The organism is Lacipirellula sp., from assembly GCF_965279485.1.
GTDB lineage: Bacteria > Planctomycetota > Planctomycetia > Pirellulales > Lacipirellulaceae > Lacipirellula.
Genome location: NZ_CBDIIC010000002.1, coordinates 3,519,580 through 3,534,558, shown reverse-complemented (window position 1 = coordinate 3,534,558; position 14,979 = coordinate 3,519,580). Strand labels below are relative to the sequence as shown.

Below are 14,979 nucleotides of genomic sequence, written 5' to 3'. Positions count from 1 at the left end.
GCTTACCCAAGGGCGAGCTCTACTATCTTAAAAGTTCCGGCTCCCTCCCCCCTTGAGGGGAGGGCTGGGGAGGGGGGGAACGCTGGTACACGCTCCTATCACCCCTCCCTAACCCTCCCCCTCAAGGGTAGGGAACCTGAGAATTTCATTTTCCTCATGCTTCCGGCCAATCGCTGCAGAACGAAACGCTCCGCCAAAAACTGCAGCAGGAGCGAGAAGCGCCAACTTACTATTGAGGAAAGCGCACCCGAATCACTTCCGCATACTCACGCCCAAATTCGTCTTCCAGGTGATCGCGCAAGAAGCCCTGCACCGCGCGAGCATTAAAGGGCCGCTGCTGAGGATCCTTGGCCAACAGCTGCATCATCAGGTGCTCCAGCCACTCGGGACACTCGATCCCTTGCTCACGCAGGCTCGCCGGCACGGCGCGTAAGTGCTGATCCCAAATCTGCGCGAAGTTCGCCCCCTTGAACGGCGGCTTGCCCGACAGCATTTCGTAGAGCACGCAACCGAGCGCGTAGAGATCAGCCTTGCCCGTGATTTCGCCGTCGGCGCAAATCTGCTCGGGCGACATGTAAGCGTAGGTGCCGACGGTGCGGCCGGGATCGGTCCCGTCGGCGTCATGGGTATCGCGGGCGATGCCGAAGTCGCCCAAGATCACGCGACCGTCGTCGCCGAAGAAGAGGTTTGTCGGCTTGAGGTCGCGGTGAATGATCCCGTGGTTGTGGGCGTGCTGCAGGGCCGAGGCGATCTGCGCCGTGTACAGCGCTGCGAGCGGCCAGGGGAGGGGACCGGTGCGTTTGATGAGGTCGCTGAGCGAACCGTTCTTCAGTAACTCCATCGCGTAAAAGAACCGACCATCCATCATGCCGCCGCCGTAGTGGCGGACGATGTGGGGGTGGTTCAGCCGCTCCATGATGACAATTTCACGCTGAAAGCGGTCAACGACCGTGTCGTCGTGGGCGATATGAGGGTGCAGCACCTTCACAGCCGCCGGGGAGGGGACGTCGTCGCTTTCGGCCCGATAGACGGTCCCTACGGCGCCCACGCCCAAGGGCTCGCCAAGCCGGAAGGTGGCGGCAGTCGGTATGAACTTCAGGCGGCGGGGTTCTGGAGCCGACATGAGGCGTCTGCAGCGAGCGAATGAACAACGATTAATGTTTGAATTGACGGAATAGCCATCCGCCCCGCCAGCCGGCGATGCCTAGTGCCAGGGCACCGATTGCCGCCCGGCTGGGCAAAGCGACCTTCGGCCAATCCACCTGCCCGCGGAAGCAATCATCCTAACCGATTCTGAACCATTACTTTACGTCGAACAGCCAGGGGAAGGCAAGAATTGGCGCAGCGCTTGCTTTAGCCCCCTTCGGCTAAATACCGCGCATGCCGCGGTTCGGCCGAGATGCGATAGGCGGACCATCCATTCTGTAAATGTTTCCCCACCCGCTTGGCCGGGTTTAGGGGTGCAGCGCGGTCGTGTTTGCTTGTCGAGCCGTGCGTTGTTCACGACCTGTTTCGTGGGCGCTTCGCTGCTGGAAAATCGCGATCTACCTAACGGGGAACCCCTCGTTCGGCGCCTAGCGAGCCGCAGTTGAACGCCGTACGATGTTGAGTCTTGGCAGCGACGGCGCGGTCGCTCTCGAAGCAGATTCCCGAGTCAAAATGCCGTCGTCAGCGCAAACGCCTTCGGGCGTTCGGATGGATGACGCTTACTTTTAGTGGATGGATGCCCGTCAGAAGTCCCCAGTCATCGTGAGGAGCGAGTTTAGGAAATGGCCTACAAACTTGAGTACCTGTGGTTGGACGGTTACAAGCCCGAGCCGAACCTGCGCAGCAAGACGAAGATCGTCGACAGCGAGCCGAAGACCCCCGAGGAATGCCCGGGTTGGAACTTCGACGGCTCCAGCACCCAACAAGCTGAAGGCCGCTCCTCCGACTGCCTGCTGAAGCCAGTCCGCATCGTCAAGGATCCGCTCCGCAAGAACGCTTCGCTCGTGATGTGCGAAGTCCTCTCGCCGGATGGCTCGATTCACCCGAGCAACCTCCGCGGCAGCTTCGAAGACGACAGCGACCTGTGGCTCGGCTTCGAGCAAGAATACACGCTGACCAAGGACGGCAAGCCCCTCGGCTTCCCCAAGGACGGCTACCCGGCCCCCCAAGGTCCGTACTACTGCTCGGTCGGCATCAAGAACTGCGTCGGCCGCGACCTGGTCGAAGAGCACCTCGACGCCTGCCTGGAAGCGGGCCTGTCGGTCACCGGCATCAACGCCGAAGTGATGAAGGGTCAGTGGGAATACCAGCTGTTCGGCAAGGGCGCCAAGAAGGCCTGCGACGACGCCTGGATTGCTCGCTACCTGCTCCAACGCATTGCCGAGAAGTACGACATCGTCGTTGAACTTCACCCGAAGCCCGTCAAGGGCGACTGGAACGGCAGCGGCATGCACACCAACTTCTCGAACACCCCGATCCGCGAACAAGGCGGCGAGGAGTTCATCAAGAGCATCTGCGAGAAGTTCCGCGGTCAACACGAATCGCACATCGCTTCGTACGGTTCGGACAACGACCAACGCCTCACCGGTCTGCACGAAACGCAGTCGATCAACAAGTTCAGCTACGGCGTGAGCGATCGCGGCTCGTCGATCCGCATTCCGATCGTCACGGCCCAGAATGGCTGGAAGGGTTACCTCGAAGATCGTCGTCCGGCCTCGAACGCCGACCCGTACAAGGTCACGGCCCGCATCCTGGCGACGCTCCGCTCGTAAATGGCCGTCGGCTGTCAGCTAACGGCTGTTGGCCATGCCCATGACCTTAACGTTTTGAAATGATCGGCCCCGCTTCGCCCTAGTGGCGAAGCGGGGTTTATTTTTTATGTCGCCCAGAGTTTATTCAGGCCTGTAAGGCCGCGCTGCGGAAGCCCAGGGCGCAGCCCTGGGTAGCCAATCCAGCCCCCGATTCCTAGCCCTGGAAGGGCGCGCTAATCTCGCCCCGTCAGGGCTAAAGGTCAAACTGATCGATGCACTCCCAGGGCTGCGCCCTGGGCTATCATAGCGCGGCCCGTTGGGCCTGATTAGCCGGCGAAATACTATCCCGGCTGCTCACAGCTCATAACGTAGAATATCTTAACGGCCCTAATTTTGGTCGAACGTACTACCGTTGCGGCAAATCAAACGGACGTTCTACTCATTGCTCAAATCGCTCCGCCAATCGTAAACTTATCCAACTCGTTGGCCCTCCGGCCGATAGCCGATAGCCCCCGCAGGAACTGCGATGATGACCCCGCAAGACGTCTTAGCCCTCTGCCGTGAACGTGGCGTCAAAGCCGTCGATCTCCGGTTTATGGACTTCCCGGGACTCTGGCAACACTTCACCATTCCGGTGAGCAAGCTTGAGATGGAAGTCTTCGAAGACGGCCTCGGCTTCGACGGCTCGAGCATCCGCGGCTGGCAGGCGATCAACGAAAGCGACATGCTCCTCGTGCCGCAGGCCGAGACGGCGATCATCGATCCGTTCGTGCAGTTGCCGACCCTCTCGATGATCTGCAACATCCAGGACCCGATCACCCGCGAGGATTACTCCCGCGATCCGCGCAATGTCGCACGCAAAGCGGTCAACTACCTGAAGAGCACCGGCGTCGCCGACACCTGCTACATCGGCCCCGAGGCCGAGTTCTTCATCTTCGACGATATCCGCTTCGACCAAACGCCGAACTGCGGGTTCTTCTTCATCGATAGCGCCGAAGGCGAATGGAACCGCGGGACCGACGAGAACCCGAACCTCGGTTACAAGCTGCGGCACAAGGAAGGCTACTTCCCGTGCCCGCCGGCGGACCAGTTGATGGACATCCGCAACGAGATGATGCAGACGATGATCGACTGCGGCATGGACGTCGAAGCCCAGCATCACGAAGTCGCCACCGCCGGCCAGTCGGAGATCGACCTGAAGTACAACGATCTGCTGACGATGGCCGACAACATGTGCATGTACAAGTACATCGTCAAGAACGTCGCCCGCCGGCACGGCAAGACGGTCACCTTCATGCCGAAGCCGCTCTTCAGCGACAACGGTTCAGGGATGCACACGCACATCTCTTTCTGGAAGGGCGACCACCCGCTGTTCGCCGGCAACGGCTACGCGGGCCTCAGCGACGAAGCGATCTACGCGATCGGCGGCATTCTGGCCCACGCCCCGGCGCTGCTCGCGTTCGCCTGCCCGACGACCAACAGCTACAAGCGGCTCGTTCCCGGCTTCGAAGCGCCGGTGAACCTCGCCTACTCGCAGCGCAACCGCTCGGCCGCCTGCCGCATCCCGATGTACAGCCCGAGTCCGAAGGCGAAGCGCATCGAGTTCCGCTGCCCCGACCCGAGCAGCAACCCGTACCTCGCGTTCTCCGCGCTGATGATGGCCGCACTCGACGGCATCCAAAACAAGATCCACCCCGGCGATCCGCTCGATAAGGACATCTACGACCTCGAGCCGGAAGAACTCGCCAAGGTGCCGACGACGCCGGGTTCGCTCGGCGAAGCGCTCGACGCGCTGGCGAAAGACCACGAGTTCCTGCTACGCGGCGATGTCTTCACGCAGGACGTGATCAACACCTGGATCTGGTACAAAAAGAAGAACGAAGTGCAGGCCCTGGCGCTGCGGCCGCACCCATACGAGTTCTGCTTGTACTACGATATCTAGCAGTCGATTTTCACGACGACGCCGATCCTACCAATGAAATGAGCCGCCCTTGCAAAGGGCGGCTCATTTCGTTTTAGCGGTATGCGACTGACGCCTGCTCAGGCTTTGCTGGCGTAGACAACCAAGCCTCCGGCCACGACGAATGCGATCCCCGCATACCGCAGGATCGTCGACGTCGTCTTCGGCGACTCGATTCGCCCGTCAAGCTCGTCGGCGAGCTCCTTCAGCTCCGCCTTGACCTTTTCGAACTCGGCTTCCAACTCCGCTGCGTTAGAGCCGCCGTGCATACTCGGCTTTTCTTTGGCAGCGGCGACTTGAGTAACAAGCGTGTGTGCTCGCCCTTTAAGCTCGGACATCCGCAAGCTTTTTTCTTCCGTCCAACCAGCAGAAGCGGGGAAAATTGTCCCCCAGGCGAAGCTGGTTAACAGCAGCACCATTCCGACGACGACAGCGATTGTCGATAATGTTGATTTCATCGATCCATCCTTCGTGGGGCTCGTTCGACACTACTGCGCAATCGTCAGACCGTCGTTGATGCAAATCATTGTCGCCAGCACGACGACGTCAATTTCGTCGCTCAGCCAATGAATGCTGCCATCGACGTGGGCCGAGTTGACGCCGCCCGGATGCAAGCTTCGCGGTGCAGCAGTCCCCCATGATTCGCCGGTTATCTGACAAGGCATGCGTTCGATGTCGGCGCCGGCGGAATCCGAACAAATCCTCAGCTGATCCGCGTTGAAGATATCAGCTCCCCCGCGCTGATTCGGCGGATTAGCGCGCGACGTGAACTCGGTCGTCGATCCGGGAATGTAGGGAACGTCGGGCTTCGAAGTGTTCCAGCTATTGTTAATGCCAAGATTGGCGCTGTGCAGATCAAGCGTGATGATACTTGCGCCTCCTCCCCAACCAAGCGCCCAGGCTCCGCGCTGGTCGTCGCCGACGTCTCTAGTGCGCACTTCGGTAAGCATGATCGTCTGCGAGGTTCCGTCTTCGATTCGACGCAACTCCTGCCCCCCGTCGACGATTGCTCCAGAGAACACTCTGGAGGAATTCAGATGCTCTGGCCCGGCATAGCAAACGTAATTTCCTTTGGCCAATCTCTTGCTGTTGGTGAACTCAGATTGATAAAAGCGACCAGCCGCTGAATCGCTCGGGCACAGCATCACCGAAGGCTGAGCGCTCTCGGGCGCCGTCTGCGCGTTTTGCGTGAAAATCGTGAGTTTCTGATCGAACTGCGAGTAGAGACTCTGCAGTTCCATGTAGGGCAATATTTGCACAGTCCAACTGAATTGCCCGCCACTGTAAGGAGAATACACGTAGGTGGTGCCGTTTCGTTCCGTAAGCGCCGTAATGGCATTTGACGAAGCGGGCAATTTTTTGCGCGCGTTCTCATAATTAATCACCGCCAGCGCAAAGTTCTTCTGATTGCTCTGGCAGTTCATCCGCCGCGCCGCTTCACGCGCCGCTTGGACCGCTGGCAGCAGTAGGGAAACCAACACGCCGATGATGGCGATCACCACCAACAGTTCAACCAGAGTGAACGCCTGAGTGGCGCAGCGATGCGGGGCGCGCGCCGGCGCGGCAGAGCGAGGCATGGCAGTACGAGTCCTTTTCGTGGTAGGCAAAGCAGTTGCCGCCGAGGAGGGTGACCCTGATTTCAATGCAACGTAGCTCTCGCCGCTCTCGATCGCCTGCCGGGGCGACCGCGGGCGGCGCGGGTCGACTAGTGCCTGGACCCGTTTATTGTAATCTTTCAGTGTAAACACGAAGTGCGCCGTCGCGCAGGAAAATATGCGCAGTACGCATATCGCAGCCGTTCCCCGCGTCCGCTGACTATCTATTCACGCGAGCCGGCTGCAGCCGACGCCAGCGTCGCCAGGTTTGCCGCGGAATTCCCGGCCTGCACGTGCAGCCGCCGCCAAATGAAGTAAATCAGGAACGGCGGCCACAAAACGTGCACAATCTGCACGACCTGCACCGCCTGCCAACGGACCGGCAACTCCTTGCTCGGCGCCACCAAATGCCACAACGCGGCGACGCCGCCGCCAATGACGATCGGCATCAAAATGAGCACGAACGCCCCCAGGCCCAACTGAAAGCGATGCGTCAGGGTTGAATCGTCCACCGTCGCGGCAAGCCTCGTGTCGCTCCCTTGCCGCGACGCCTCAAGCTCGAGCGTGACGCCCATTTGCCGCACGACAAGACGATTGTCGGCGATCCGTTCGACTCGCGTCTGCGGGGTGATGAGTTGCCCCCGCTGCAGCAGCGAGTCGATCGTTTCACCCGGCTGGCGGCCTTTTACGATCGATTCGAAACGCCGCGGGTTCTCCGCCGCGGCCAGCTTGCGATAGAGGCCGATCGCTGTCAGCCAAAACAAGACGCCGACGCATCCGCCGGCGGCGATGACCATTTTGGCGGTTTGCTCGTCCATGGTCTCAGCGCGAAAGAGATGGGGAGAGGTTGTGCGTTGCGAAAAACTATCTTAGCGACTTCTTTTCATCACTGCCGCGCTTAACTTGAGACAGGCAATGAGTGCCTCTCGCATTCCAAGTCCATTCGCTTTGTAGCACCGCTACCAAAAAATCTTCTGGCTCCCTCCCCCTTGAGGGGAGGGCTGGGGAGGGGTGGAACGCTGGTACACGCTGCGACCACCCCTCCCTAACCCTCCCCCTCAAGGGGAGGGAACCGCAAGACCTTTCTCCTGGGAGCCGACCCGCCGATGCCGCTCGCGGAACTGCCGCAGTTGCCTGCGAACCAACGCCATCGGCACGACGTCGCCCGCCACATGAAAACCGACCGCCCCTGCCAAACCAAGCGGACTGAAAAGCAAGGCGACCGCGACGGCAAAGAACGGCACATGCAGCAGCATCGACCGCCAGCCCTGATACCAATGGTTGCCAATATTCACCAAGAGCCCCACGGCAATCGGCAACCAAGGAGATCCCAGCACCAGCGACGTTTGGTAAACCAACACGCCGCGGAACAGCAGTTCTTCGATAACAGGATTAAAGAGACAGAACGCAATCCAAGTCATCGCCTTCTGAGTCCGCCCGCGGGGAACGAGAGCCGCCATCGTGCTCACAGATCCGTCGAGAAACCTACCGGGGTCGCCGCAGACGTGGATCACGCCAGTCAAAATCGCGACCAGTGCTCCGTAGGCGAGCATCCCGACGATCGCACTGACAGCGAGGGAGACTCCAGTTTTCAGTCCCACCGTCGGCCACGTCCATTGCTCTGGGTAGGCGAGCGCAAGCCAGCCGCTGAGCATCACCTGCCACCAGAGGGCGCGAAATCCAGCGCGTCGCTGGGCTCGTCGCAGCTTCGGCCGGCCCGCAACCGTCGTTGGCGCGCTTGAGGCGAAACGCCGCCGTCGCGCCGCCAAAAGTCCGCCGGCAAAGAAGAGCGCGCCGAGCACGAGCACAGCGAGCGTCATCCGCAGAGCGCCCGGCGGAACCTCCGAGTCAGCCACGCGCAGGAATTGCGTGTGCGGGTCGGCCCCCGCAGCGATCCCGAAACCGAGGGTTGCTCCAATGGCCAGCCGCAACAACACGCTGCCCGCGGTCGAACTCTTCGCCGCGCCGCTCACTGCTGCACCACCGTCCTTTGCATCATCTCCGCTAGCTTCGCCAGCGCACGGCTCTTGTCGTGCTCGTCGAGAATCACATGCAGAATGCTCGGCCCGCTGCGGTCGTTCCACGCCGCGGTAAGCGCCGCGTCGAACTCGCCTTCCGTCCGCACCAGGTATCCAGTCCCGCCGTTCAACACTTCCGGCAGCTTCTCGTACTGCCAGCCGTGGACGTCGTTGAACTCGAACTCGCCCGGATGGAGCAGCCGTTCAGTGCCGTAGCCGCCGTTGTTCAGGATGATGACGATCACCGGCTGCTTGCGACGCACGATTGTCGACAATTCCATGCCGGTCATCTGGAAGGCGCCGTCGCCGACGATCGCCAGCACGCGAGCGTTCGGCCGGGCCGTTTGAGCGCCCAGCGCCGCCGGCACGGCAAATCCCATCGACGTGTAGTAGGCCGGCGCGATGAACTCCGTGCGATTGTGCGTCGTGAGTTCCGTCGAAGCAAACAGCGAGTCGCCGACGTCGGCGATGACGATTGTCCCTTCGTCGAGCTGCTCGTCGATCCGCCGCATCAGCCGCGTGATGCTGATCGGCGCCTGCGGCTGCAGTTTGAACGGCTCGGGTTTCCAGTCAGTCGGCGCCGGCGGCTGCGGCTTCTGCCGTTTGATGCCGCGCTCGACGAGCCGCTTGATGAAATCCTCAAGCTTCACGTCACGGTAATGATGATGGCGAATTCGCAGCTGCTCGCTCGTCGCGTAGATGCAATCGCCGATGTCGAGTTCCGCCGTGTAGATGCCAAGGTTGATATCGGTCATGAACGTGCCAAGCATCACGACGCAGTCGCTCGCTTCGACGTACTGCGTGATCTCCGGCCGGCCGATGCCCCCTTCATACAGGCCCATGTAAAGCGGGTGCGTCTCTTCAACGACGCCCTTGCCGAGCATCGTTGCCGCGATTGGAATCTTCGCCTGCTCGGCCAGCTTGATCGCCAAGTCCTGCAACCCGAAGCGGTGGATCTCCACGCCCAGCAGCAACACCGGTTGCCGGGCCTTTTCAATACGGGCCGCCGCTTCCTCAACCGCTTCGTCGAGCGCCCGCGGATCACTCGGTGGAATCGGGCTCGAATACAGCGGCCGCACCTCTGGCCGCACATGGACCATGTCGCGCGGAATCTCAATATACACCGGCCGCTTGAACCGTTGGCACGCCGCCAGCACGCGATCGATCTCACGGAACGCCGTTTCAGGATCGTCGAGTTCCGTCCCCGCAACGGTCAGCTTCTCGAACACGTCGTACTGCGTGCGGAAGTTCCGCACCATGTGGTGGAGCAGGGGGTTGTGAATCCGCTCCCGTAGCCCCGGCGAGCCAGTGATCATCACCACCGGCGATTTCTCGGCGTAGGCGCCGGCGATCGAGTTGCAGACGCTCAACCCGCCGACGCAGTAGGTGACGCACAGCGCGCTCATCCCGCTCACACGCGCGTAAGCATCGGCGGCGAACCCCGCGCAATCTTCGCGCGTGCAGCCGATCGCATTGATCGGGCTCTCTTCGAGCATCGCGTAAAACGACAAGATGTAGTCGCCCGGAATGCCGAAACAATCGGCGATGCCGTAATCTTGAAGTCGTTGGAGAAGGTACTCGCCGATCGAAGGGCGGTCGGCGTCATTTGCGGGGGAAGCGTTCGTCGGCATGCGAGTTCTCCATCCGGCGTTCTTCCTCGCGCTGCGGACGCCGAACGAAAAAGTAGATGAGGGCACCAAGTCCGTTGGCCAGCACGATCACCAACACCCAGATAAGCTTATCATTTCCCTCGCTCGATTCATTGGTCAAACAGTCGACCAGCATCCAGATCCAAAACGCCGTCGCGGCAATGCCGAGGAACATGAACGGCAGGACGCACAAGAATTCCATTTTTTAATCTCCGGGCTGGTTGTATCCGCTATCACGGATTCGCCAGCGGAAGGCAAGAATTGCCGCGATTCCGGCCAATTGCAGCGATCTGCACCGGCGCGATTGCAGCGACTAGAATTGAGCTTGGGCGTCTCGGAATGTTTTAGAGCCCCGCCACGTCGCGAGTGCCAAGTCATGTCGTCTTCAGCGCAGGACCTTCTGAAATCATTCGATATTCTGCCGGAAGCCGAGCAGCGGCTGGTGGCGGGAGAGATTTTTCGCCGTACGTCGCAGTGGGAAACGGCGCCACTGGCCGACGAAGAGCTGACGCTTGCCGCCGAGGCCACGTTCCTGTCGCTAGACGAACGCGAGGAGCAAGATGCCGAGCGTCCAACGCGGTGAAATCTGGCTCGTCGATCTCGGCTATGCCGCCAAGGTTCGCCCTTGCTTGGCGTTAAGCGTGCCCGCAGACGATGCCGACCGGGCGCTGGTCACGCTCGTCGCTCATACCACGTCGCCGCGGAACTCTTGATTCGAAGTGCCGTCCCGCGTCAGTTTTCTCAAACTTGGCGTATTCGACGCGCAGAATTTGGTGACGATCTCGACGGTGAAGCTGTTGCGCCGCCTAGGTGGGCTTCCCGCAGATCAGCTGCGGGAGGTCGAAAACGCCGTGCTGGCGTGGCTAGGGTTCCGCCAGTTGGACGCTGGCTGACCTTGACGCGCTCGCTATTTTGGGCCATGACGGGAGGGTAAACATCCCGCCATTTGGGCCCATTCTCCGGGCCGCCTCAACGCTTTCCCTGGGGCTCGACCTTCCGATGAACAGCAACGCCACCGCCTTCGACTCAAGCCCGTCGCATGGCTCCACCTGGAAACTGGTCCTCGGCTACGCCCTGATGATCGGCGGCACCTTCGGGTTGTTCCTCATTGTGCGGCACTTCGGCGAAGCGTTGGCGCCCCCCGAAACCGCCGCCGTGACCGGCAAAGCGGTCGGAGCGAAGCCGCACGCGATTGTGCATGTGCTGATCGCGCTGGCGGCCATCATCGTCGCCGGCAACGCGCTCGGGTGGCTCTTCCGCTACTTTGGCCAACCGCAGGTCATCGGCGAGATGGTTGCCGGCATCATGCTCGGCCCGTCGCTGTTGGGGCGAATTTCGCCCGATGCGATGCAATTCGTCCTACCCGCCGAAGTCGGCCCGTACTTGGGAATCATCGCTCAGCTGGGCGTCATTCTCTACATGTTTCTGGTCGGCCTGGAATTGAACTCCGGCCTTCTCCGCTCGCACGCTCACTCCACCGTGGCGATCTCGCACGCTAGCATCGTCGCGCCGTTCTGCCTGGGGTCGATCCTAGCCCTGTTCTTATTCCGCAGCCTCGCCCCGGCCAACGTGCCGTTTACCAGCTTCGCGCTCTTCATGGGCATCGCGATGTCGATCACCGCGTTCCCTGTGCTGGCGCGCATTCTCACCGATCGTAAGATGGAGAAGACCGACCTCGGCGTCGTCGCGCTCAGTTGCGCGGCGACCGACGACGTCACCGCGTGGTGTCTCTTGGCGTTCGTTGTCGGCATCGCCCAGTCGGCTGTCGGCGGCGCCGTGCAAACGGTGGCGATGGCGCTTGGTTACATTGCCGTCATGTTCATCGTCGTTCGCCCGCTGGCGACGCGGTTCCTCGGGCAATCCACCGGCCAGGCGCCGAAGCAAGGCCTGACGGTCTGCGTGTTGATCGCGCTGCTGATGTCGGCAATCGCGGCCGAGTGGATCGGCATTCACGCGATCTTCGGCGCCTTCCTCCTCGGCGCCATCATTCCGCACGAAAGCGACGTCGCCCGCGACTTGCAGCACAAGATGGAAGACATGGTCAAAATCTTGCTGCTCCCCGCGTTCTTCGCCTTCACCGGCATGCGGACAGAAATCGGCCTCGTGCAGGGCTGGAACGACTGGCTCGTCTGCGGCGGCATCATCCTGATCGCCACCCTCGGCAAGTTCGGCGGCACGCTCGCCGCCGCGAAGCTGACCGGCCTCAACTGGAAAATGGCCTCGGCCCTTGGCATCTTGATGAACACCCGCGGCTTGATGGAACTCGTGGTACTCAACATCGGCCTGGAGATGGGCGTCATTTCGCCGACGCTGTTCGCAATGATGGTGATCATGGCCCTCGTCACCACGATCGCCACGACGCCGATCCTGCACCTCATCACCGGCGGCAACTACGACATGAAGCCGCAGCCGGCGGCGGCTTAACAAGCCAACCACGAAGAAGATTGAACCGCCGATGCGATTCACTTCGGCTTGAACACGCCCCGCTCCGTGACGATCGCTCGAATCAGGCGATAGGGCGTCACATCAAACGCTGGGTTGTACACCCGCACGCCAGCAGGCGCCGTGCGGCGACCGAAGCCTTCGGTCACCTCTTCCGCGGCGCGTTCTTCGATCGGAATCTCCGCGCCCGTGGCGAGCGTCATGTCGATCGTGCTCGTCGGCGCCACGACGTACAGCGGAATACCATGCGCCTCGGCCAGCACGGCGACGCCATAGGTGCCGATCTTGTTGGCCGCGTCGCCGTTGGCAGCAATGCGATCGGCGCCGACGAAGATCGCCTGCACCTTGCCGGCACGCATCACATGGGCCGCCATCGAATCGCAAATGAGCGTGCAGTCGATGCCGCGCTGCACTAGCTCCCACGCCGTGAGCCGCGCCCCTTGCAGCAGCGGCCGCGTTTCGTCGACCCACACATGCGGCCGCTTGCCGCGACGGGCCAGTTCGAACACCGGCGACAGCCCGCTCCCATCGCCGCCGGTCGCGAGCGCCCCGGCGTTGCAGTGGGTGAGAATCCCCGCGCCCTCGGGCAACTCCGCGACCATATCGGCCCCATGCCGTCCCATCGCCGCGCACATCTCACGATCTTCGTCGTGAATCGCACGAGCTTCAGCGAGCAACGCCTCCGCGAGCGCCGGGCCGCTCGTTGCATTCGCCGCTTCGGCCACGCGCCGCATCCGCGACAGAGCCCAAAACAAATTCACCGCCGTCGGCCGACTAGTCGCCAGATACCGGCACGCTTCGACGACGTCGTAGACCGCCGCTTCGCCGTTCTTGATGCTCAAGCAAACGCCGTACGCCGCCGCCACGCCAATCGCTGGGGCGCCGCGCACGACGAGTCGCTTGATCGCATCCCACGCCTCTTCCACCGTGCGGCAAGGAACCTCGACCACCTCCAGCGGCAGTCGCGTCTGGTCGAGCAGCATCAAATGGCCGTCGACTCCGCCTTCCCAGCGCAGCGTGGCAGGAACTTCGCTCATAGACATGGACACCAAGAACCAGGCGGGCAGGGGCTCGGCGCCCCAAGAGCGAAGATTATACCCCCGCCACACACATCGGTCGCGTCGCACCCTAGCCCCGGGCTCCGCCCGGGGGTCGCTCACCATTCCGATCGACATCGTCGCGCGTCACGCCACCCCCGGGCAGAGCCCGGGGCTAAAGAAGAACGCAAGCAACGTTCGAACAACGCTTACGGCAGAAAGCGATTGCTGTAAGGAATCGCAAACGTCTCGGCCACCGGCCGATTCGTCACCTCGCCCGCGAACATATTCACGGCCCGAGCAATCGGCCGCAGCGAGTGAGCCGCATCCTCGATCCCGCGCTGGGCAATCTCGATCACCCACGGCAACGTCACGTTGCACAACGCAAACGTGCTCGTCCGTCCCACGGCGCCCGGCATGTTCGTCACGCAGTAGTGGAGCACGTCGTCGACAATGTAGGTCGGCTCGCTGTGCGTGGTCGGCCGGCTCGTGGCGATGCAACCGCCCTGGTCGATCGCGACGTCGATGATCACCGAGCCTTGCTTCATTTCCTTCAGCTGCTCGCGTTCGATCAACCGTGGCGCCTTGGCGCCTGGGATCAGCACGGCGCCGATCACGAGATCAGCCAACCGCAGCTGCTCGCGAATGATGTGGCGATCGCTGAACAACACGTCGACGTTCGGCGGCATCACGTCCGAGAGGTACCGCAACCGATCCATGTTGATGTCGAGAATCGCCACGTTAGCGTTGAAGCCTGCGGCAATCTTCGCGGCGTTGGCGCCCACAATGCCGCCGCCGAGGATGAGGATGTTCGCCGGCGCCACGCCCGGCACGCCGCCCAGCAAAATGCCGCGGCCTTGCTGCGGACGCTCCAAATACTTGGCGCCTTCCTGTACGCTCATCCGGCCGGCCACTTCGCTCATCGGCGTCAGCAGCGGCAACCGGCCTTGGTCGTCGGCCAGCGTCTCGTACGCCACCGCGGCGGCGCCCGAGTTGATCATCGCTTCGGTCAGCTCACGATCCGCGGCGAAGTGGAAGTAGGTGAAAACCGTTTGACCCTTGCGGATCATCGGCCATTCGCTCGCTTGCGGCTCCTTCACCTTCACGATCATGTCGGCGCGAGCGAAGATCTCAGTCGCTTCGAGCACCAACTCAGCCCCGGCGGCGGCGTATTCGGTGTCGGGAAGACCCGAACCAATCCCCGCGCCAACTTCGATCAGCACCTTGTGCCCGCGGCGGGTCAACTCTTCGACGCCAACCGGCAGCATGGCGACGCGGTACTCATCCAACTTCACTTCTTTCGGGACGCCGATAATCATCTCAACTCAGCCTTGGCAAATAACGATTCAGGGAAGGGCGGTGGTGGGGTAGAATCACGCCGCAGGGACTCGCCCCTCGCGTCCGCCGAGAAAGCGGGGCATGCCCGCGGCTCGCTCATCTTCAGCCGAGTGTACTCGGAGGTCGTGACTGCTTAAATCTCGAATTGCGCAGGTCTTTAACGTAATAGCGCTTTTGCGCTAATCCGAAGACCTCCGCCGCA

At 61.7% G+C, this 14,979-nt stretch carries 15 protein-coding genes; 6 read left to right on the top strand and 9 right to left on the bottom strand.

The window, feature by feature from the left end:
• Positions 1–229: 229 nt before the first annotated feature.
• Complete coding sequence (locus ACQY7R_RS21785; protein WP_428307656.1) at positions 230–1,123, bottom strand: serine/threonine protein kinase; 894 nt, start codon at positions 1,121–1,123, stop codon at positions 230–232.
• 646 nt (positions 1,124–1,769) lie between these two features.
• Between ACQY7R_RS21785 and ACQY7R_RS21780 the strand changes: the two genes are divergently transcribed.
• Together ACQY7R_RS21780 and glnA are read left to right on the top strand one after the other, a co-directional pair.
• On the top strand, positions 1,770–2,759 hold the full coding sequence (locus ACQY7R_RS21780; protein WP_152097009.1) for a glutamine synthetase beta-grasp domain-containing protein: 990 nt from the start codon (positions 1,770–1,772) through the stop codon (positions 2,757–2,759).
• A 505-nt stretch (positions 2,760–3,264) separates the two neighbouring features.
• Positions 3,265–4,680, top strand: coding sequence for a type I glutamate--ammonia ligase (glnA, locus tag ACQY7R_RS21775; RefSeq protein WP_275939689.1), 1,416 nt, complete (start codon positions 3,265–3,267; stop codon positions 4,678–4,680).
• 98 nt (positions 4,681–4,778) lie between these two features.
• On the opposite strand, the gene ACQY7R_RS21770 is transcribed toward glnA, so the two are convergent.
• From ACQY7R_RS21770 to ACQY7R_RS21745, 6 genes are all read right to left on the bottom strand, one after another.
• Complete coding sequence (locus ACQY7R_RS21770; protein WP_428307655.1) at positions 4,779–5,156, bottom strand: hypothetical protein; 378 nt, start codon at positions 5,154–5,156, stop codon at positions 4,779–4,781.
• A 30-nt stretch (positions 5,157–5,186) separates the two neighbouring features.
• Positions 5,187–6,275 carry a DUF1559 domain-containing protein gene (locus tag ACQY7R_RS21765; protein ID WP_428307654.1) on the bottom strand — a complete coding sequence of 363 codons (1,089 nt, stop codon included), beginning with the start codon at positions 6,273–6,275 and terminating at the stop codon, positions 5,187–5,189.
• A gap of 242 nt (positions 6,276–6,517) precedes the next feature.
• Entirely contained in the window at positions 6,518–7,111 is a 594-nt protein-coding gene (locus ACQY7R_RS21760) for a hypothetical protein (RefSeq protein ID WP_428307653.1), read from the bottom strand.
• Positions 7,112–7,351: 240 nt separating this feature from the next.
• Positions 7,352–8,149: a CPBP family glutamic-type intramembrane protease gene (locus ACQY7R_RS21755; RefSeq protein ID WP_428307652.1), complete on the bottom strand. Its 798-nt coding sequence runs from the start codon at positions 8,147–8,149 to the stop codon at positions 7,352–7,354.
• Between the two features lie 113 nt (positions 8,150–8,262).
• On the bottom strand, positions 8,263–9,942 hold the full coding sequence (locus ACQY7R_RS21750; protein ID WP_428307651.1) for an alpha-keto acid decarboxylase family protein: 1,680 nt from the start codon (positions 9,940–9,942) through the stop codon (positions 8,263–8,265).
• Complete coding sequence (locus tag ACQY7R_RS21745; RefSeq protein ID WP_428307650.1) at positions 9,914–10,162, bottom strand: PLDc N-terminal domain-containing protein; 249 nt, start codon at positions 10,160–10,162, stop codon at positions 9,914–9,916. Before ACQY7R_RS21745 ends, ACQY7R_RS21750 begins: the two co-directional genes overlap by 29 nt.
• A 174-nt stretch (positions 10,163–10,336) precedes the next feature.
• Between ACQY7R_RS21745 and ACQY7R_RS21740 the strand changes: the two genes are divergently transcribed.
• The 4 genes from ACQY7R_RS21740 (at position 10,337) to ACQY7R_RS21725 (ending at position 12,384) form a co-directional block, all read left to right on the top strand.
• Positions 10,337–10,543, top strand: a complete 207-nt coding sequence (locus ACQY7R_RS21740) for a hypothetical protein (RefSeq protein ID WP_428307649.1) — start codon at positions 10,337–10,339, stop codon at positions 10,541–10,543.
• Positions 10,521–10,673, top strand: a complete 153-nt coding sequence (locus tag ACQY7R_RS21735) for a hypothetical protein (RefSeq protein WP_428307648.1) — start codon at positions 10,521–10,523, stop codon at positions 10,671–10,673. Before ACQY7R_RS21740 ends, ACQY7R_RS21735 begins: the two co-directional genes overlap by 23 nt.
• A gap of 6 nt (positions 10,674–10,679) precedes the next feature.
• Positions 10,680–10,853 carry a hypothetical protein gene (locus ACQY7R_RS21730; protein ID WP_428307647.1) on the top strand — a complete coding sequence of 58 codons (174 nt, stop codon included), beginning with the start codon at positions 10,680–10,682 and terminating at the stop codon, positions 10,851–10,853.
• Positions 10,854–10,959: 106 nt separating this feature from the next.
• A complete protein-coding gene (locus ACQY7R_RS21725) occupies positions 10,960–12,384 on the top strand; it encodes a cation:proton antiporter (protein ID WP_428307646.1) in 1,425 nt (474 codons plus the stop codon).
• Between the two features lie 38 nt (positions 12,385–12,422).
• Here the strand turns inward: ACQY7R_RS21725 and mtnA are convergent, their stop codons facing one another.
• Positions 12,423–13,439, bottom strand: a complete 1,017-nt coding sequence (gene mtnA / locus ACQY7R_RS21720) for an S-methyl-5-thioribose-1-phosphate isomerase (RefSeq protein WP_428307645.1) — start codon at positions 13,437–13,439, stop codon at positions 12,423–12,425.
• A 209-nt stretch (positions 13,440–13,648) separates the two neighbouring features.
• Positions 13,649–14,758, bottom strand: a complete 1,110-nt coding sequence (ald, locus tag ACQY7R_RS21715) for an alanine dehydrogenase (protein ID WP_152097000.1) — start codon at positions 14,756–14,758, stop codon at positions 13,649–13,651.
• Between the last annotated feature and the right edge of the window lie 221 nt (positions 14,759–14,979).